This is a genomic window from Pseudomonas furukawaii (genome assembly GCF_002355475.1).
Classification (GTDB): Bacteria; Pseudomonadota; Gammaproteobacteria; order Pseudomonadales; family Pseudomonadaceae; genus Metapseudomonas; species Metapseudomonas furukawaii.
Genome location: NZ_AP014862.1, coordinates 5,972,429 through 5,990,616, shown reverse-complemented (window position 1 = coordinate 5,990,616; position 18,188 = coordinate 5,972,429). Strand labels below are relative to the sequence as shown.

20 protein-coding genes and 1 pseudogene are annotated in these 18,188 nt (G+C 61.9%); 11 read left to right on the top strand and 10 right to left on the bottom strand.

The window, feature by feature from the left end:
* Positions 1 to 338: 338 nt before the first annotated feature.
* Positions 339 to 560: a hypothetical protein gene (locus KF707C_RS29250; RefSeq protein WP_131679707.1), complete on the top strand. Its 222-nt coding sequence runs from the start codon at positions 339 to 341 to the stop codon at positions 558 to 560.
* A gap of 508 nt (positions 561 to 1,068) precedes the next feature.
* On the opposite strand, the gene KF707C_RS27700 is transcribed toward KF707C_RS29250, so the two are convergent.
* A complete protein-coding gene (locus tag KF707C_RS27700; RefSeq protein WP_036994534.1) occupies positions 1,069 to 1,863 on the bottom strand; it encodes an inositol monophosphatase family protein in 795 nt (264 codons plus the stop codon).
* 209 nt (positions 1,864 to 2,072) lie between these two features.
* On the opposite strand from KF707C_RS27700, the gene KF707C_RS27695 reads away from it, so the two are divergent.
* From KF707C_RS27695 to KF707C_RS27685, 3 genes are all read left to right on the top strand, one after another.
* Complete coding sequence (locus tag KF707C_RS27695) at positions 2,073 to 2,663, top strand: DUF6088 family protein (RefSeq protein WP_036994531.1); 591 nt, start codon at positions 2,073 to 2,075, stop codon at positions 2,661 to 2,663.
* 253 nt (positions 2,664 to 2,916) lie between these two features.
* Positions 2,917 to 3,903, top strand: a complete 987-nt coding sequence (locus KF707C_RS27690; protein ID WP_003457602.1) for an AAA family ATPase — start codon at positions 2,917 to 2,919, stop codon at positions 3,901 to 3,903.
* Between the two features lie 24 nt (positions 3,904 to 3,927).
* Entirely contained in the window at positions 3,928 to 6,351 is a 2,424-nt protein-coding gene (locus KF707C_RS27685) for a S8 family peptidase (RefSeq protein WP_003457601.1), read from the top strand.
* On the opposite strand, the gene KF707C_RS27680 is transcribed toward KF707C_RS27685, so the two are convergent.
* The 3 genes and pseudogenes from KF707C_RS27680 to KF707C_RS27670 all read right to left on the bottom strand — a co-directional run bounded on the left by KF707C_RS27680 (position 6,352) and on the right by KF707C_RS27670 (position 8,771).
* Positions 6,352 to 8,181 carry a hypothetical protein gene (locus tag KF707C_RS27680; protein WP_131679706.1) on the bottom strand — a complete coding sequence of 610 codons (1,830 nt, stop codon included), beginning with the start codon at positions 8,179 to 8,181 and terminating at the stop codon, positions 6,352 to 6,354. It abuts the gene before it with no gap.
* Positions 8,182 to 8,241: 60 nt separating this feature from the next.
* Positions 8,242 to 8,469 (bottom strand): annotated as a pseudogene (locus tag KF707C_RS27675) (magnesium chelatase domain-containing protein); the annotation flags it as partial.
* 38 nt (positions 8,470 to 8,507) lie between these two features.
* Positions 8,508 to 8,771 carry an accessory factor UbiK family protein gene (locus KF707C_RS27670; protein ID WP_003457593.1) on the bottom strand — a complete coding sequence of 88 codons (264 nt, stop codon included), beginning with the start codon at positions 8,769 to 8,771 and terminating at the stop codon, positions 8,508 to 8,510.
* A 413-nt stretch (positions 8,772 to 9,184) separates the two neighbouring features.
* On the opposite strand from KF707C_RS27670, the gene glnK reads away from it, so the two are divergent.
* The 4 genes from glnK (at position 9,185) to sutA (ending at position 11,836) form a co-directional block, all read left to right on the top strand.
* Positions 9,185 to 9,523, top strand: coding sequence for a P-II family nitrogen regulator (gene glnK, locus KF707C_RS27665; protein ID WP_003457590.1), 339 nt, complete (start codon positions 9,185 to 9,187; stop codon positions 9,521 to 9,523).
* A gap of 34 nt (positions 9,524 to 9,557) precedes the next feature.
* Positions 9,558 to 10,877 carry an ammonium transporter gene (locus KF707C_RS27660; protein ID WP_036994527.1) on the top strand — a complete coding sequence of 440 codons (1,320 nt, stop codon included), beginning with the start codon at positions 9,558 to 9,560 and terminating at the stop codon, positions 10,875 to 10,877.
* 136 nt (positions 10,878 to 11,013) lie between these two features.
* Entirely contained in the window at positions 11,014 to 11,439 is a 426-nt protein-coding gene (locus KF707C_RS27655) for a secondary thiamine-phosphate synthase enzyme YjbQ (RefSeq protein WP_003457582.1), read from the top strand.
* Positions 11,440 to 11,515: 76 nt separating this feature from the next.
* A complete protein-coding gene (gene sutA, locus KF707C_RS27650; RefSeq protein WP_003457579.1) occupies positions 11,516 to 11,836 on the top strand; it encodes a transcriptional regulator SutA in 321 nt (106 codons plus the stop codon).
* A 63-nt stretch (positions 11,837 to 11,899) separates the two neighbouring features.
* Here the strand turns inward: sutA and KF707C_RS27645 are convergent, their stop codons facing one another.
* The 6 genes from KF707C_RS27645 to lptM are packed head-to-tail and all read right to left on the bottom strand — an operon-like array spanning position 11,900 to position 16,468.
* A complete protein-coding gene (locus tag KF707C_RS27645) occupies positions 11,900 to 12,604 on the bottom strand; it encodes an HAD family hydrolase (protein ID WP_003457577.1) in 705 nt (234 codons plus the stop codon).
* Positions 12,601 to 13,497 (bottom strand): tyrosine recombinase XerC, encoded by an 897-nt coding sequence (gene xerC / locus KF707C_RS27640; protein ID WP_003457576.1) that lies wholly within the window; start codon positions 13,495 to 13,497, stop codon positions 12,601 to 12,603. Before xerC ends, KF707C_RS27645 begins: the two co-directional genes overlap by 4 nt.
* A gap of 29 nt (positions 13,498 to 13,526) precedes the next feature.
* Positions 13,527 to 14,228, bottom strand: a complete 702-nt coding sequence (locus tag KF707C_RS27635; protein WP_003457573.1) for a DUF484 family protein — start codon at positions 14,226 to 14,228, stop codon at positions 13,527 to 13,529.
* On the bottom strand, positions 14,225 to 15,055 hold the full coding sequence (gene dapF, locus KF707C_RS27630) for a diaminopimelate epimerase (RefSeq protein ID WP_003457571.1): 831 nt from the start codon (positions 15,053 to 15,055) through the stop codon (positions 14,225 to 14,227). The genes KF707C_RS27635 and dapF overlap by 4 nt, the downstream gene beginning before the upstream one ends.
* Before the next feature lie 10 nt (positions 15,056 to 15,065).
* The gene (gene lysA, locus KF707C_RS27625) at positions 15,066 to 16,313 is read right to left on the bottom strand and encodes a diaminopimelate decarboxylase (RefSeq protein ID WP_003457570.1); all 1,248 of its coding nucleotides are present in this window, start codon (positions 16,311 to 16,313) and stop codon (positions 15,066 to 15,068) included.
* Positions 16,314 to 16,327: 14 nt separating this feature from the next.
* Positions 16,328 to 16,468 carry an LPS translocon maturation chaperone LptM gene (lptM, locus tag KF707C_RS27620; RefSeq protein WP_003457568.1) on the bottom strand — a complete coding sequence of 47 codons (141 nt, stop codon included), beginning with the start codon at positions 16,466 to 16,468 and terminating at the stop codon, positions 16,328 to 16,330.
* 140 nt (positions 16,469 to 16,608) lie between these two features.
* On the opposite strand from lptM, the gene KF707C_RS27615 reads away from it, so the two are divergent.
* Genes KF707C_RS27615 through KF707C_RS27605 form a run of 3 tightly spaced genes read left to right on the top strand, consistent with a single transcriptional unit; the run spans position 16,609 to position 18,180 of the window.
* A complete protein-coding gene (locus tag KF707C_RS27615) occupies positions 16,609 to 17,652 on the top strand; it encodes an AraC family transcriptional regulator (protein WP_003457566.1) in 1,044 nt (347 codons plus the stop codon).
* Between the two features lie 11 nt (positions 17,653 to 17,663).
* Positions 17,664 to 17,996: an iron donor protein CyaY gene (gene cyaY, locus KF707C_RS27610; protein ID WP_003457565.1), complete on the top strand. Its 333-nt coding sequence runs from the start codon at positions 17,664 to 17,666 to the stop codon at positions 17,994 to 17,996.
* Positions 17,977 to 18,180, top strand: coding sequence for a DUF1289 domain-containing protein (locus KF707C_RS27605; RefSeq protein WP_036994523.1), 204 nt, complete (start codon positions 17,977 to 17,979; stop codon positions 18,178 to 18,180). Before cyaY ends, KF707C_RS27605 begins: the two co-directional genes overlap by 20 nt.
* The last annotated feature ends 8 nt before the right edge of the window (positions 18,181 to 18,188 follow it).

Below are 18,188 nucleotides of genomic sequence, written 5' to 3'. Positions count from 1 at the left end.
GCCATAGGTCAGAAGGCGCGTGAAGTGCTGCCCTGAAGGGCACCCCTTCGCCGTTAAGCGACTCGACGTACTCGGAGCGATAGCTCGAGGAATCGTCTGAAACGACCGGTTGTTGCCGCTGACCGAAACCTAACCCAGGTGTTCAACTGCGTCTGCTCAATTTTTGAGCAGAAAAACGCAGGGTGACCGGCATGGAAACGATGGGCGAAATCCGGCGGATGTCCTTTTCGCGACAAACTGTCCTTGCATGAGATAGCCAAGCGTACCGGGCTGTTGCGTAACACCATCAGAAAGCGGGTCAGAGCATGCACTGTGCATTTTGATATGCGAGTGGCGGAATGCACGATGCTGACATCACCGGGTCGCGGTTCTGGATCTGCATGCATGGCGGGGTGATCTGCTGGGCGTTCTCGGTCACGCCGGATGCCGTGTTGGTTGGACATGGACTACCAAAACAGAGCCAGCTGCGGTCGGTGCTGTTCCATTCGAATCCGGATATCTATTACGCCAGCTGCCTGTTTCGCATTGGCTCTGGCGCTACCGGATGCAGCAGAAGATGAGCCGCCAGGGGAATTGCCGGGGTAGCTCGCCGGTGGAGAGCCTGTTCCGCAACCTGAAGTCGGAGTGGATTCCAACGATCGATTAATCCTTAGCTCAAATCCCTTGTTTAGCTGCACAGCTAAACAAGGGATTTGAGCTAAACAACGCGGCATTGCTCGAGCTTTGAGCTGGGGTCCGGCTGACGGCAGGGCTAGTCCGCGAATAGTGCCATTGGCCACTGGTGGTACGCGTTGAGCAAAGCCTTTATGGGAATTATGAATTTTCGCATAATTGCACATAACCACTAAATGTTGGCATGGCATCCCTCAGCACCCTAATAGCTGGCAATAAATCTTCACTTTTAACCACGGCCGGAATGCAATTGTGCCAAGCCAACGTTGGCCGCCGGCCCTGGCAAGCACAAGATGTCTACGGACGAGCTGGACTCCTACTCACCCAATTTCGGTAAGAAATGTCCCGGCACGAATAGGCGCGGCCAACATGGAGGTCTTCGGAGGTGCGTCCGGTTCAGGTGAAAAGCTTTTCCCAGCTTCGCCGGGAAAGCACTTCGCACGCTTCAGGGGCTCCGCCAAAGCAGCGAGTAGCGACCTTCGACAAGTTCATCTGCGGGCTGTAAGTGATCGGATTGCCGTCTTGGTCTAACAATACGCCCTGGGCCCCAATGAGTAGAGCATGTCCTGCCACTACGTCATGCGCACCCACGGGGACCAGTGAAACACCGGCCACGGCTTCGCCAGCTGCTGCAAGCGCCAATCGGTAAGCGATGCTTGGCATGGGGGAAAACCCGGCTGGAGCACACAGTTCAGCGTTGAGCTGGGGCTTGGTCTTGGCGGCGGTGCTCACCAGAACCTGAGAGTTGGGAGTGAGGACCTGGTGGCGTAAACAGGGCTGGATTTGCTGCCCATTTCTTAGAAGGCCGGATAGCCCAGTCTCCCACGCAATGCAGTCAGGCCCCCTGCTATCCGTCACAGGGGCGTACACGACACCGAGTATTGGTTCTGCGTTGCGCAGCAATCCGACGGAAATAGCCGAACCGCGGTGCCCCTGAAGGAAGTCGGCTGTCCCGTCGTTTGGGTCGACCACCCAGCAGAGTTCGGCGCCTGTCAGTCGCCGATCAGTCTCCTCTCCCCAGAAGTCGCAATCGATCAGAGCCAGCAGCTCAGTCCGTAGAACATGTTCAATTTCGGTGTCGACATCAGCTTTGTCGCCGGCACCTCGCGGACCGTCCGGGCGCTCCCACTCCGCAGCCAGAATCTGGCCTGCAGAGAGCACTGATGCGATGACCTGGAATAGGTGCTCCAAGGTGCGTGCCTCTCTTTGGGGAGGGGGAGCTTCCACTCTACAAGCGTACCCGTACCTGAAATTGAAGCGCATGCCTCAAGACGTACTGCTGCAGCGCGGCGTTGGAAGAGTTGAGCCGAATGGCGGTTGAGGTATTGATCATTGCTTGACCAATGTCAGAAATTAACTAATATTTCTGACATGCGAGTAATGAGAGTTGCTTAAGGCCTATGAAGACCCTCCCCGAATTGATCTTGGAGCACAGCAGGCGATTGCCTGAAGGTGGGATGCTGACGCCCAAGGAGTTCCTGCACTTGGGAAGTCGGGCTGCTGTGGATCAGGCGCTTTCAAGATTGGCGAAGGTTGGGCAACTCATTCGAGCAGCTCGCGGGCTCTATGTGGCCCCGACTACAGGCGCGCTCGGGAAAGGAACGCCTGCGATGGAGAAGGTCGTCAGTGCCCTGGCCTCAAAGAGCCAGGAAGTGATCGTGGTTGATGGCGAACGCTCCGCGAAGATGCTGGGCCTCACCACACAAACCCCAGTTGGGGACGTGTTTCTCACCAATGGGCGTACCCGTACGCTTAAAGTGGGTGACGTGAAGGCAGAGATCCGGCACGCGCCCAGATGGATGCTATCGCTTGGCGCCACGACCGCAGGTTCTGTCGTTCGCGCCCTGGCTTGGATGGGGGAGGCGCAGGTAGGCGAGGTGATGGAGAAGCTGCGTAAGCAGCTGACTTCAGTCGACTGGCAGGCTTTGAGCTCAGTACGGTCGCTCCTTCCCTCCTGGATGGCATTGGCGATCGGTCGCGAAGTGGTATGACAGGCTGCAGCTCGGCGGAATTTAGGGGCTAGGCGTTTAAGGCTTTCTGAAAGTGAACTAGGCTACGCCGCCATGCCAGCTACCCTGCTTCACAGTGTTAGCGTCAAGTGTGTACAGATATATAATTAGGAAGGGAGTCCTTGATTATGAAATTCAAAGTGAGAGACGGGTTATTGCAAGTTATGTAGCCACGATAGAGTTTGTCGCTGTCTATATAAAACAGAAGTGAGCAATAATTCAGAGGGTGGTGACTATGGCCAATGGAAAAATTCTCCGTCAGCTGTTCAGAGCAGGAACGGCAGGCGATGCCGATGCGTTTCGCCTCGCCTCCCAAGCTGTCATCGAAGAAGAGCGGCAGAAGCAGCACCATCTTCTCGCTAATGATCTTGAGCAAATTCTCTACGGCAGCGATTTGAATCTGCGGGCTTCCAATAGTACGCCTCGCGTTCACTATGATGTTCCCGTAGACAAAGAGCGCGGTTTACCGCTGTTGGATATAAGAACGCCTAAGCGCTCCCTCGATGAAGTGATTCTCCCTTCCAGCAGTTCTGCTGCACTCGAGGAAGTACTCGAGGAAAACCGGCGTGCTGATGTGCTGCGTAGCTACGGCATGAAGCCCGCAGGCAAGGTGATTTTCTTCGGCCCACCAGGGTGCGGAAAGACGCTGGCAGCTGAGGTTGTAGCTTTTGAGCTGGATAGGCCGCTAGCTATCGTTCGACTGGATGCTTTGGTTTCATCTTTCCTCGGTGAAACGGCTGCCAATCTTCGCAAGGTCTTCGACTTTATTGCCCAACATCCGTTTGTGGTTCTATTCGATGAATTCGATGCCATCGGTAAAGAGCGCGGCGATAGTGGTGACCATGGCGAGCTGAGACGCGTAGTAAACGCGGTGCTTCAGATGATGGATTCATACGAAGGTCGTAGTTTGATCTTGGCTGCTACGAACCATGAGCAGATCCTGGACACCGCCATTTGGCGGCGATTCGATGAGTCCATTGAGTTTCCGCTCCCGGACGAGAAGCAGCTGAAGGAGATTTTGTCGCTGAAGCTGAGAGGGATCCGTCGACAATTCGAGATTGACGACAAGGAAGTATTGAAGGAATTTAAAGGTAAGAGCGGGGCGGATATTGAGCGAGTCATTCGTCGTGCCGCGAAGCGAATGATCCTGCGGGAGCAAGAGTTTCTGACCATCAAGGAGCTGAAGAGCGCCCTTGTACGGGAGGACCTCAGGAAGTCCTAAAAATGAGCCTTCAAGGAAGAAGTAGTGGCTACCTACAAGCATCTGAGCATTGCACGGGAAGTTCTGGACAACTCGCGTCGGACTAAGAACCCGCCCCATTTCGTCACGCGTGAAGACCGTCGTGGGCATGGTCAAAAGCTCAATGCCTACTTCGCCACGGCTGAGGGGCAAGCCAGGAAGCAAATCGGCTCGACAGTAAACTCCCCCTACGTCCTCAAGCTGAAGTACGACGGCGCCCTTACCTTCTCCAACCTTTCGACCCATGGGTTGGAGTTTGTCAGCCAAGAGGACAAGCAGCTCTGCGTGGTGTTCGCGACGGAAGCCGGCCTGGCCAAGTTCGCTGACCATTTGAGAAAGCTGGGCGTCATGGAAGCCGCCTTGACCTACCGTCAGATCCTGGAGGCCATTGCGGGGGTGGAGGCCTGGTCGGCAGAAGATCGGATGAGCTGGGCGCTTACCAACATCGGCTTGCCGGATACCCCGAGCTTCAAGCTTGATGTCGAGCTGTGGCCCGTTCACGTCGCGAACCACCCAAGTCGAATCCTGCTCACGAATGCTTTCGAGGCGTGGCTCGCAGGCGAGCACATCAAAAGGCTCGACAAGATCAATCTGGATAGCCTGCTCATGTACCGGGTTGAAGTGACTCCTGCGCAAGCACAGCTACTGCTGAATCACCGCGATGTCCGTCTGGTGGACCTCATTCCAGCCACCGGGATCAGTGTTCAGCAGCTGAATCGGGACATCAATGAGCTACCTCGAAACATCCCTTCTCCGCCCGGAGATGCGGCGCGGGTCTGCATTCTCGACAGCGGTATCAACGGGAACCACCCTCTGTTGAAGCCTGCGATGGCTGAAAGCGCCTCCTTTGTCGATGAGGAGGGAGAGGCCGATGAAGCGGGTCACGGTACTGCTGTGGCCGGTGTCGCCCTGTATGGCGACGTGGAGGCCTGCAACAACTCGAATTTCTGGCGGCCGGAGTTCTGGCTTTTCAACGGAAAGGTGATGAAGAAATGCCCGCATACCGGTGATGCGGTCTATGACGAGCTCTCGCTAGAGGCATCACTGGCAAAAGCGGTTGAGCACTTCGTCGAGCTCGGATGCCGAATCTTCAATCTATCGTTGGGCAACAACAATGCCCCCTACGATGGCGCACATGTTAGGGGGCTCGCCTATATCCTGGATGTCCTTTCCAGGCGGCATAACATTCTGTTCGTAGTCTCTACGGGTAACTTCTGTGGTTCTGAAAACCCGCCAGTTCCGATCAACAGTTGGCGTGATGAGTACCCCGAGTACCTTGTCGCTGAACAAAGCGCGATCATCGATCCGGCACCCGCTATGACGGTGCTGACGGTGGGAAGCATTTCCCGCCATAACGCCACTTTTGACAGCCAGAAACATCCGGAGATCAACCAGCTCTCGCCGGCCTCGGAAAACCAGCCATCGCCCTTCACACGGCACGGCCCTTCGGTAAAGGGGGCGCTCAAGCCTGAACTTGTTGCGCCGGGTGGCAACCTCGCGAGTCCCATGAGGCAGGCCAAGGCGCAATGGGCGCCGCACATGCGAGGCTTGGGGGTTCTCACGCTCAACCACCAGGTGGTGGGCAACACGGTATTCAAAGAGGTCAGTGGGACCAGCTTGGCCGCTCCCTACATCACTCACCTGGCCGGGCGTTTGCTGAACGAGTACCCAACTGCGTCAGCTAATTTGCTTCGCGCCATGTTGGTCAATCAGGCCTACCTGCCGGATGAGGTTACCTCCTCGTTTTCTGAAGAGTTCAGAAAGGGCTACAAGGAGGCCAAGGCTACCCTCAACCGTGATGTGGCAAGGGATGTAGCCGGCTATGGAGTTGTGAGTGAGGCCGATCTATTCAGATCTTCCGATAACGTCGTGGTTCTAATGTCGGAGGAAAGCATCGAGAACGATGGATGCCAGTTCTTTGAGCTGCCTTTGCCGGACGACTACCTGCGTTCCGCGCGAGGAACGCGTGAGCTCTCGATAACACTGGCCTATTCGCCAGTGGTCCGCACTACCAGGATCGAGTACCTGGCCACTCAGATTAATTACCGCTTGGTTATTGGTACTTCGTTGGACGAAGTTCAGAAACACTTTAACCAAGAGCTGAAGGCTGAGACTGAAGTGCTCAAGGAGGCCAAGTCCACCAATCGCGACATCTCCGCCCAGCTGAGAAACCACGGTACGGTCCAGTCATCACGTTGGACGCTTCGACAGTGCAGACCGGGTGAAAAGTGGTTTGTGGTCGTGGTCAGGCAGGATCGCGACTGGAACCCCTCCGCAGCAGAGAAGGAATCCTATGCGCTGGTGGTCACCGTAGCTGATCGGGACAACGAGCACGCTCAGCTCTACACACAGATCCAGGAACGGATAGCGCAGCAGGCTGTGGTAAGGGAGCAACAAAAGGCCGTTGCTCGACTGCAAAATCGGGGATAGTCAGCCAGCAGCTGCTATCTCGGACACCCTGCAGGCCCTGCCATTTGGGAAAACGGGCGATGCTGTCACGACGCGCTCAAGGTATCGGAGTGCTGTCTCGCGATTGGATTCGTGCTCTGGGGCCTGTGAGTGGATAAGCCGTCCCCACTGGATATGTGGGCACTCGCCGGCCACCAGGGTGGCTTTGCTCTCGATAGCGCATGACAGCAGCAGCTTTGCGATGTCGCTACTCTCGATGAAGCCCTCCTGATCGCCCCAGAACACGATTGTCGAGTACTGCTGCTTGCCAGGAAGCTGTTGGAGCTCAAGCAAGTATCGATATCGCTCCTGGTACTTAATCTCGGCCACGATGGCGAAGCGACGCTTCGTGTTGTCCTCGTCGGTGTATAGCCATTTCTTTTTCCTACCGTTGATTTCCGGGGGGTAAACATTGACTGGAATATTGCCAACGGTAGAGAGGTCGACCAGGACCACTCGGTAGCAAACGCTTGCCTGGGTGTATACCTCCATCCATCTCAGCCTCTGGATAACCGCGGAGTGCCCAAGGTCATTGGGCGAGGCGTCAATATCGGCGAGCTTTTTGGGAGTATCACCTGGATGCCGACTGTCTTTTTTCTGCCTCAACGCCCCGCTTATCCCGGTTCTTGCGACAGGGCCACCTGTGCCTTTCCCCGGTACCACCGATCCAGTCGAAATTGGCGCAGGTGGCAGCAAACGAGCTTTCGTGGTGTCACTCCGGTCCTCTACGAGCTCCCTGCTATGAGGGATTACGTCGACATCGTTGAACGCAGGAAACCGCTCATCAATGGCCGGGTCTTCGATGGAGTTGCTCGATTCACCGGTAGGCGGACGATCCGAGAGCGTATCGGGTGGGGTGTCGTTATGCCCTTCGATTGCGCCATTCGGAGATGATCCATCCGTGGGAGACGGATCTGGCTTGGCATCGGTTTCGCGCCCGGTCAGAAGGCGCTGGCATGGTGGTGGGCACTTACATGACAGGATCCGGGTGATCATCTTCCTTGTGCGACCGGGCGTTTCTATCTGCCGGTACAGGAACTCTGTTTCAGCCTCGACATCGATGGGTGGTACGACGCTAACGAATGCGGGGTTTCCGGATGCGTTCCTAACCGTCCAAAGCAGGTGCAGGCTTTTCGCTTGCTTCATGGCATAGGGGCTGAAGGCGAAGCGGCTCAGATAGCGTGCATCGGCGTCTCTGACCCTTTTCCGCAGCATCATGGAGCCGGTGCCATCTTCGTCCAGCTTCTCGTTGTAAAAGAGATTGCTATGGGGATCGAGGATGCTCCCGTCGAACAGGGCTCGGGTGAAGCTATCGGACGTTGCGTAGAAGAACCGCAGGACCTCTGCAGCAGGGATGATGAGGCTGTAGGGGTCACCATCCTGCCCGATACCTAGAAAGTAACCGTTGAAGTCATCATCGGCCGGCGGAGTGCCAGTCTTGCTTGGGGGGATGATGAGTTGGTCATTTTCAGTGGCCAGGCGGCGGAAGATTCTGAGATTGCTTGGTGCGTAGTCGAGGAGTTCGTTTCCCTGTCGGAGCTTTGGCTGAAAGCGTTCTTCCTGAGAGATGTATCCGTCGACGACGACTGCCTCGTGGTAAAGCAGCGGCATTTCACCCACGGGCACCTGGACGATCTTGCTCTGATTTTTTTCTAGATTTCGCAGCTTCACCAGGAAGCGGACATCGGACGAGATATTGCCGGGGGAAGGTGTGTGAGGTGCGGTTGCGCCGAATGCAGCGATCCGCCAAACCCCGCCCAGTGCTAGGGATTCATGTCTTACAGCCCCCAACGCGCCCTCTCTGATTATCAAATAGCACTAGTCTATTTTCACTCGAGATGGACTCATTATCAAATAGCGTTGTTCTTAATACTTGGGCAGGTCGGCGGGGGCGAGGTTGAGGGTGATGCGCCTGGGAGCGAAATCGAAGCCGCTGTTGAGGATGGCGCTGCGGACGCGGTCCTTGCTCTCCTTGACGGCCGTTTCCGGCAGGCCCACCAGGGTCAGGGACGGCAGGCCGTTGGCGATGTGCGCCTCGACGGTGACGGCGGGGGCTTCGACGCCCACCTGCGCGCGGCTGTGGACGATGGCCAGGGACATGGATCACTCCTTGATCGGTCCGCCGGGCCGGAGCGGGATTACTCCGTGGTCGGCGGGTTCACTTTGGCTTCCAGCTCCAGGACCTTGGCTTCCAGGGCCTCCAGGCGGGCGCGGGTGCGGGCGAGTACCACCATCTGGCTGTCGAACTCGTCGCGGCTGACCAGGTCGAGCTTGCTAAAGGCGCTCTGCAGCAGGACCTTGAACTGGGCCTCCACTTCGGCGCGGGGCAGCGGGCTGTCGGCGCTGAACAGGCGTGAAGCGGTGGCGGCTAGGGTGTCGAGCAGGGCTTTGGGCGGCAGCATGGTGGGTATCCGTAGGTGAATGGAGGCGAGTCTACCACGGGGCCCGGCGCCCGGTTCGGGAACACGGGACTGCACACTTTTTGAGCGGTGCGATGGGGCGCCATGCACTCCTTTGGTGCGATGAGGGCGGTGCCGAGAGGGCGTGTAACCGGCACTGCGCCACTATCTGCTTGAAAAGACGAGCTTTGTTTGGATCTGGCAAGGATTCTGCTACGTCGGGAGTGACGCATGCACCGATGCAGTTCCGGTGCACCAGGCGAGGCGGGGGAGTGTTTCGCCAGAAGCGGTTGGTTGAGGTCGGAATGCCGTGCCAGGGCGGTCCGACGCGTTACAAAAGCCAGACACTGCGCTTAGACTTGCTCCGGGTTCGCGTTTTTCCTGGGGCAAGTCAACCAAACACGGGAGAGAGTTTCATGAAGCTAGTCACCGCCATCATCAAGCCTTTCAAGCTCGACGACGTGCGTGAGTCGTTGTCGGAGATCGGTGTGCAGGGCATCACCGTCACCGAGGTCAAGGGCTTCGGGCGTCAGAAGGGCCATACCGAGCTGTATCGCGGCGCTGAGTACGTCGTCGACTTCCTGCCGAAGGTGAAGATCGACGTGGCCATCGCCGATGACCAACTGGACCGCGTCATCGAGGCGATCACCAAGGCTGCCAACACCGGCAAGATCGGTGACGGCAAGATCTTCGTCGTCAATCTGGAACAGGCCATCCGTATCCGTACCGGCGAAACCGGCACAGACGCGATCTAAGCCTCCGAACCCCAACGCCCCAGGAGAAAACAACATGACTCTGCGTAAAGCCGCAGGGCTAGGAGCCCTTTTGTCCCTCGTTACCCCCGGCCTGGCCATGGCCGCCGACGAGGTGGTGCTGAACAGCGGTGACACCGCGTGGATGCTGACCGCGACCGCGCTGGTTCTTTTCATGACCATCCCCGGCCTGGCCCTGTTCTACGGCGGCATGGTGCGCTCCAAGAACATCCTGTCGGTAATGATGCAGTGCTTCGCCATCACCGGCCTCATCAGCATCCTCTGGGTCGTCTTCGGCTACAGCCTGGCGTTCGACACCACCGGCATGGAAAAGGGTGTCGTCAACCTCAGCTCCTTCGTCGGCGGCTTCGACAAGGCCTTCCTCAGCGGCCTCGGCGTCGACAGCCTGGTGGCGGCCTTCCCCGAGAGCGTGTTCATCACCTTCCAGATGACCTTCGCCATCATCACCCCGGCCCTGATCGTCGGTGCCTTCGCCGAGCGCATGAAATTCTCCGCGATGCTGATCTTCATGGGCGTCTGGTTCACCCTGGTCTACGCCCCGATCGCCCACATGGTGTGGAGCGGTGATGGCGCCCTGATGTGGGACTGGGGCGTGCTGGACTTCGCCGGTGGCACCGTGGTGCACATCAACGCCGGCGTGGCCGGCCTGGTTGCCTGCATCGTGCTGGGCAAGCGCAAGGGCTACCCGACCACCCCGATGGCTCCGCACAACCTCGGCTACACCCTGGTGGGCGCCGCCATGCTGTGGGTCGGCTGGTTCGGCTTCAACGCCGGCTCCGCCGTAGCCGCCAACGGCACCGCCGGCATGGCCATGCTGGTCACCCAGATCGCCACCGCCGCCGCCGCCCTGGGCTGGATGTTCGCCGAGTGGCTGACCCACGGTAAGCCGAGCGCGCTGGGTATCGCCTCCGGCGTGGTGGCTGGCCTGGTCGCCATCACCCCGGCCGCCGGCACCGTCGGCCCCATGGGTGCCCTGATCATCGGCCTGATCGCCGGCGTGATCTGCTACTTCAGCGCCACCAGCCTGAAGCGCAAGCTGGGCTACGACGACTCCCTCGACGCCTTCGGCGTTCACGGCATCGGCGGCATCGTCGGCGCCCTGCTGACCGGTATCTTCGCGGCCCCGGCCCTGGGTGGCTTCGGTGCCGTCGATGACATCGGCGCCCAGTTCTTCATCCAGCTGAAAGGCGTGGTGGTGACCGTGGTCTACACCGGCATCGTGACCTTCGTGATCCTGAAAGTGCTGGACGCGGTCATGGGTCTGCGTGTCAACGAAGAGGAAGAAACCGTCGGCCTCGACCTGGCTCAGCACAACGAGCGCGGCTACAACCTCTGATCCTTCCGGGGCCCCGTCCGGCGACCGCCGGCGGGGGCTTCACCGGGACACCGCGAAGGGCGCCGAAAGGCGCCCTTTGCTTTTTCGACGGCCGCGCTAGAATGCCGGCCGTACGAGCCTGGACAGGTATTTGCGGATGTGGCGGCAGACCCTGATCACCCTGCGTGCGAGGCCCCGCGGCTTCCACCTGGTCACCGAGGAGATCCTCGCGGCCTTGCCGGAACTCGGGCGCTATCGCGTCGGTCTGTTGCACCTCTGGCTGCAGCACACCTCCGCCTCCCTGACGGTCAATGAAAATGCCGATCCCGCCGTTCGGCGTGACTTCGAGCGGTTTTTCAATCGACTGGTGCCTCAGGGCGAAAGCGGCTATGAACATGACTACGAAGGGCCGGACGATTTGCCCGCGCACTTCAAGGGCAGCCTGCTGGGCTGCCAGCTGAGCCTGCCGATTCGTGATGGGCGGCTGGCGATCGGCACCTGGCAAGGTGTCTATCTGGGGGAACACCGCGACCATGGCGGTGCCCGGAAACTGATGGCGACCTTGCATGGCGAGGCGTCCTGAATTTTTTCCGGCAGCGTTAGAAACCTGGCGCAGCTGGGCTATAACTAACCTGCTTTGGCAAGGCATGAGGTAGAACATGAGCGACGAAGAACTGGAACAAGACGAGCTGGAAGCGGGCGACGAGGACGACGGCGAGGAGCTGGCGGCAGCCGATGACAGTGATGGCGACAGCGAGGATGGTGAGGTAGCGGCTCCCTCCGGGAAGGGCAAGGCCAAGGCCACCGTCGAGGTCGAGGAACTGCCCAGCATCGAAGCCAAGCAGAAAGAGCGCGATGCCCTGGCCAGGGCGATGGAAGAGTTCCTGGCCCGTGGTGGCAAGGTGCAGGAAGTCGAGCCCAATGTGGTTGCCGACCCGCCCAAGAAGCCGGACAGCAAGTACGGCAGCCGCCCCATTTGAGGACGGCCAGTAGAAAAGCCCGCCCAGGCGGGCTTTTTCATGGGCGAAGGAAAAGGCCTGGGCTCAGTGCCATCGGGCCCAGCGCGTCAGCACCTCGGGCAACTCCTGCAGGCTGCCGATCTCCGCGTCGGGGGCCTGTTCGCCTTCCCATGCCTTGCCCTGGGGATTGAACCAGATGGCCTTGAGCCCCGCGCGCCGGGCGCCTTCGATATCGTCGGCCGGGTGGTCACCGATGTGCACGGCCTGGCTGGCGCTCACGCCACCGCGCCGGAGGGCTTCCAGGAACGGCATGGGGTCGGGCTTGCCGATGCCCAGCTCTTCCGCGCAGAGGGCGAACTTGAAGTAGTCGGCCAGGCCAAGGCGGCGTACATCGGCATTGCCGTTGGTGATGACGCCCAGGCTGTAGCGCATGGCCAGGCGTTCCAGGGTCGGCACGGTGTCCGGGTAGAAGGTGATGCGGTGGCGTGCATGGAGCATGGCCTGGAAGGCCCCTTCCGCCAGGTCGAGGGCATCGCTGGCGCTGTAGCCGACCCCTTCCAGGGCGCGGCGCAGGGTGCGACGGCGCAACTCGCTGAGGCGGTGCCTGAGGCTCGGTTCGGCGGCCAGGACTTCACCCCGGATCGCCCAGAGATGCTCCACGGGCAGGGTGCCCAGGGCCGGCGTGTGCTCCAGCAGCCAGTCGCGCATGGCCGCCTCGGCGCCCTCGATGACCGGGCGGTTGTCCCAGAGGGTGTCGTCGAGGTCGAAGGTGATCAGTTGGATGCTCATTCGTCCGCTCCCTGTCGCTTGGCCCTTGGATGGGCGCGGTCATACACCGCGGCCAGGTGCTGGAAGTCCAGGTGGGTATACACCTGGGTGGTGGAAATATCGGCATGGCCCAGCAGTTCCTGCACCGCGCGCAGGTCCTGGGACGACTCCAGCATATGACTGGCGAAGGAATGCCGCAGCATGTGGGGATGCAGGTGCTGGCCCAGTTCGCGGACGCCCGCCTGGCGCACGCGGGCGCGTACCGCGCGCGGGGTCAGGCGGCGGCCCTGCCGGCTGACGAACACCGCATCGTCCTCCGGATTCGCGCCGGTCCGCAGGGGCAGCCAGGCTTCGAGGGCCTCGCGGGCCTTGCGGCCAACAGGCAGCTCGCGGACCTTGTTGCCCTTGCCGCGGACCCTGACCAGGCCGTCGGCGAGGTCAAGTCCATCGAGATCGAGGCCGACCAGTTCCGAGAGGCGCAGGCCCGAGGAGTAGAACAGCTCCAGCATGGCGTGGTCGCGGCGGGCGATGAAGTCGTCTTCCACCGCCCCGTCCAGCAACTGCTGGGCGCGATCCGCATCCAGGGTCCTGGGCAGTCGGCGGGCGCCTTTTGGGGCCTGGATGCCGGCGGCGGGGTCGTGGCGGCAGCGGCCTTCGCGGATCAGGTAACGATAGAGGCCGCGCACCGCGGACAGCAGACGGGACAGGCTGGGGCTGGCAAGGCCGTCGTGATGCAGCCGGGCGACGAAGCCGCGCAGGCTGCGCACGTCGAGGTCCTGCCAGTTGGCGATGCCGGCCTTCTCGCACAGCGCCAGGACCTTGTGCAGGTCCCGGAGGTAGCCTTCCAGGGTGTGGGCCGAGACCTGGCGCTCGCTGCGCAGGTGGTTCAGGTAGGCATCCAGGTCGGCTTGCATGGGACTTCCTTGGACTGCGGAATGGGGCGCTATCTCACCGATCTCAGGGGCGTGTCGAAGCGCGGCAGCACCCGGGCCAGGACTTCGGCGATGTAGCCGAGGAAGAGGGTGCCCAGGGAGCTCTTGTAGTGTTGCGGATCGGGGCTGCCGATGGCCAGCACGCCATGGACACCCTGGTGGGTGAGGCTGACCACGGCGGCGGAGCCCACCTTGTCGCGCTCCTCGCTGCCGAAGAGGAATTCCAGCTCATGGCCGCGCAGGACGCCGCAGATAGTCTTGCCGCCCGCCAGCAGTCCACCGATGCTCTGGTGGGCCTCCGCCGTGGTGACGCTGCGACCTACCGGCAGCGCGGTCTCGCTGAACAGGATGAGGCTGACGAAGGGCACCTGGAATTCGTGGCGCAGGCTGTCTTCCACAGCGCCCACCACTTCCTCCAGGCTGGAGGCATCCAGCAGGTCCAGCACCAGGCGCCGGGTCTTGTCGAACAGGCGGTCATTCTCCCGAGCCACGTCCATCAGCTGGGACAGGCGATGGCGCATCTCGATGTTGCGATCCCGCAGCAGCTTCACCTGGCGCTCCACCAGGGACACCGCATCGCCCGGCTGGTGCGGAATGCGCATCTCGGGAATCAGTTCTTCGTGGTGGACGAAGAACTCCGGATGGAGGCGCAGGTAGGCGGCCACCGTTTCCGCGTCGAGGTGTTGGGGCGAGTCCTGGTGCTGGTCGGTCATAGGCGAACCTGTCCTTCGAATACCCGGACGGCGGGCCCGGTCATCATAACGGGGTGGCCGGGGCCGGCCCACTCGATGGCGAGGCGGCCACCAGGCAGGTCGAGTTGTACCGGGGAGTCCATCCAGCCCTGACGGATCGCCGCGACGGCGGCGGCGCAGGCACCGGTTCCACAGGCCTGGGTTTCCCCCGCACCGCGCTCCCAGACCCGCAGCTTGGCGTGCGTGCGGTCGACCACCTGGAGGAAGCCGACATTCACCCGCTGGGGGAAGCGTGGATGGTGTTCCAGCTTCGGTCCCAGGCTGTGCACCGGTGCGCGGGCGACGTCGTCCACCCGCAGCACCGCGTGGGGATTGCCCATGGACACGGCGGCCAGGTCGACGGTCTCGCCGTCCACCTCGACGGCGTAGGACAGGGCCTCCTCATCGGCGATGAAGGGAATGGTCTGCGGGACCAGGCGCGGCGGCCCCATGTCCACAGTGACCTGGCCGTCGGGCTTGACGTTGAGCTCGATGATGCCGCCTTTGGTTTCCACCCGGATGCACTTCTTCACCGTCAGGCGCTTGTCGAGGACGAAGCGGGCGAAGCAGCGGGCGCCGTTGCCGCATTGCTCCACTTCCGAACCATCGGAGTTGAAGATGCGGTAGCGGAAGTCCACGTCCGGGTTGGTCGGGGCTTCGACGATCAGCAGTTGGTCGAAGCCGATGCCGGTGTGTCGATCACCCCACTGCTTGGCGTGCTTGGGCTGGATATGGGCGTGCTGGCTGACGAGGTCGAGCACCATGAAGTCGTTGCCGAGGCCGTGCATCTTGGTGAAGCGCAATAGCATGGTTGCGCCCTCACTGCGGCAGCAGGCTTTCGCCGGCGTAGAGTTCTTCGGGGGTCTCGCGGCGGCGTACTTCGTACGCCCGCTCGCCGTCTACCAGCACCTCGGCGGCGCGGCCGCGGGTGTTGTAGTTGGAGCTCATCACGAAACCGTAGGCGCCGGCGGAGCGGATCGCCAGCAGGTCGCCTTCGTCCAGTGCCAGGGTGCGCTCACGGGCGAGGAAGTCGCCGGTCTCGCAGATCGGGCCGACCAGGTCGTAGGTGCGCTCGGGGCCGGCATGGGGTTGCACCGGCACCACGTCCATCCAGGCCTCGTAGAGCGCCGGGCGGATCAGGTCGTTCATGGCCGCGTCGATCACCGCGAAGTCCTTGTGTTCTGTGTGCTTGAGGTATTCCACGCGGGTCAGCAGGACACCGGCGTTGGCGACGATGGAGCGCCCCGGCTCCAGCAGCAGCTCCAGGCGGCGGCCCGCCAGACGCTGGCGCACCGCGGCGAGGTACTCGGCCGGCTGCGGCGGATGTTCGTCACGGTAGCGCACGCCAAGACCACCCCCCAGGTCCAGGTGGCGGATGGCGATGCCACGGGATTCCAGGCGATCGACCAGGTCCAGGAGGCGGTCCAGGGCGTCGAGGAAGGGCTCCAGGCTGGTGAGCTGGGAACCGATATGGCAATCGACGCCGATCACCTCGAGGTTCGGCTGGCTGGCTGCGAGGGCGTAGACCTCTTCCGCCTCGTCGATGGCGATGCCGAACTTGTTTTCCTTCAGGCCCGTGGCGATATAGGGATGGGTGCCGGCATCCACGTCCGGGTTCACCCGCAGGGACACGGGTGCCTTCAGGTCCATCTCCTCGGCCACGTCCTGCAGGCGTTCCAGTTCGTTGCGCGATTCCACGTTGAAGCAGTGCACGCCGGCTTCCAGTGCACGGCGCATGTCGTCGCGACTCTTGCCGACGCCGGAGAAGACAATGCGTGAGGCCGCGCCGCCGGCCGCCAGCACACGCTCCAGCTCACCACTGGATACGATGTCGAAGCCTGCACCAAGACGCGCCAGCAGGTTCAGTACGCCCAGGTTGGAATTGGCCTTGACGGCGTAGCAGATCATGCCGGGCAGGTCGCCCAGCGCGTCCGCATAGGCGCGGTAGGCGCCCTCGATGGCCGCACGGGAGTAGACGTAGGTGGGCGTGTCGAAACGGGCGGCGATATCGGACAGCGCTACGCCTTCCGCGAACAGCTCCCCGTCGCGGTAAGTGAAAGCGTCCATGGAAGCTCCCCCGATCAGCGGATGTACACGTCTTTCTGGTGTTCTTTCGCCGCTTTCTCGTCGTCAGGCATGTAGAGCGGGCCTTTCTGGCCACAGCCGGCCAGCAGGCAGGCCACGGCGAGCAGGGCGACGAAGGGGGCGTGGAGTCGCTTCATGACGGAGTCCTTGCAGAAAACGTGAATTGTTCCGGAGTATACCGACCCCCCGACGCCTTGCCTATGCGCCGGAATTCGCGCCCGCCGTGGCTTCCGGGCCCTTGCGGGGCCGGCCTCGGGCGCCTCGAGAAGGAGAGTCCATGGACACCAGCGCATCCCTCGCCGGCTCGGTTTCGGTGACCTGTCTGCAGGGCCTGGTGGAGTACCTGGAACAGGTCGGCGTGGCCCCTGTCGAGTTGCTCCGCCCTGTCCAGCTGACCCCGGCCATCCTGACCCAGCGGGACCAGCGCATCGCCGCCAGCGCCTACCTTGAAATGCTTGCCCAGGGGGCCCGGCTGTCCGGCGACCCGCACCTGGGCCTGCACCTTGGGGAGGCGGTGCGCCCCGGCTACTACGGTGTGCTCGGCTACCTGCTGATGAGTTGCGCCACCCTCGCCGATGCCCTTCATCGCCAGGCCCGTTACGCCGCGCTGGTCGGCGACCTGGGGCGGGTAACCCTGGCGGATGAGCCGCCCCGCGCGGGGTTGGAGCCCCAGGTCGCCCATGGCTGGGAGCCGCGGCTGCCGCAACAGCGCGCGTTGCTGGCGGAGGAGACTCTCGCGGGCTGGGTGACCTTCGGGCGTTGGATCACCGGACTGGACATTCCACCCACCGAGGTGCGTTTCCAGCATCCGGCGCCGGCGGATATCGCGGAGTACCAGCGGATCTTCCGTTGCCCGGTGCGCTTCGGCCAGAGCGACAATGCCCTGGTCTTTCCCCGGCGCCTGCTGGGCACGCCCCTGGGCCAGGCCGACGCGGCCGTCCGCGCGCTGTTCGACGACTACGCCGAGCGCCTGCTGGTCCGCTTGCGCCAGGGGCACAACGTGCTGGATCGCGCCCGGGAGCGGTTGGCGGCCCAGCTTGCGGCCGACGGCCCGGACCTGGAGCGCCTGGCCGGCGACCTCGCCCTCAGCCCTCGCACCTTGCAGCGCCGGCTGCGGGAAGCCGGGTTATCCTTCAGCCAGTTGGTGGACGAGACCCGCCAGCAACTGGTGCTGCATCACCTGCGCGACCCGAATCTGGACCTGACCGATATCGCCTTCCTGGTGGGGTTCAGCGAGCCCGGTTCGCTGGCGCGGGCTTTCCGCCGCTGGACCGGACAGACCCTGGGCGAGTACCGTCGCGCCCCACATTCCATGCCCTGAGGTAGAACCCCATGACTTTGAGCGAAGCCCAATTCCACGACCTGGTCGATGCCGCCCAGGAACTTGTGGAGGACGCTTTCGACGACAGCGACCTGGACCTGGACCTGGAAAACAGCGGAGGCGTGCTGACCGTGCGCTTCGAAAATGGCAGCCAGGTGATCCTCAGTCGCCAGGAGCCTCTGCGCCAGCTCTGGGTGGCCGCCCGCTCCGGGGGATTCCACTTCGACTACGACGCAGACAGTGGCCGCTGGATCTGCGACAGCAGCGGCGAGCCCCTTGGCGAGCTGCTGGGCCGTGTGACCCGCGAGCAGGCGGGCGAAGACCTTGAGTTCGACGAGCTCTGACCGGGCGCCCCCGGCGCGCCATCCGTCGCCCTGCGTCCGACGCTGCTGCCTGAACGACGCCGATGTCTGCGTAGGCTGTGGTCGGACACTGGCGGAAATCTGCGAGTGGGGCGAGGCCAGCGACGTCCGACGTCGCGAAATCTGTGCTGCGGCCGAGGCCCGGCGCCAGTCGCGCGCCGGCTGACCGGGTGG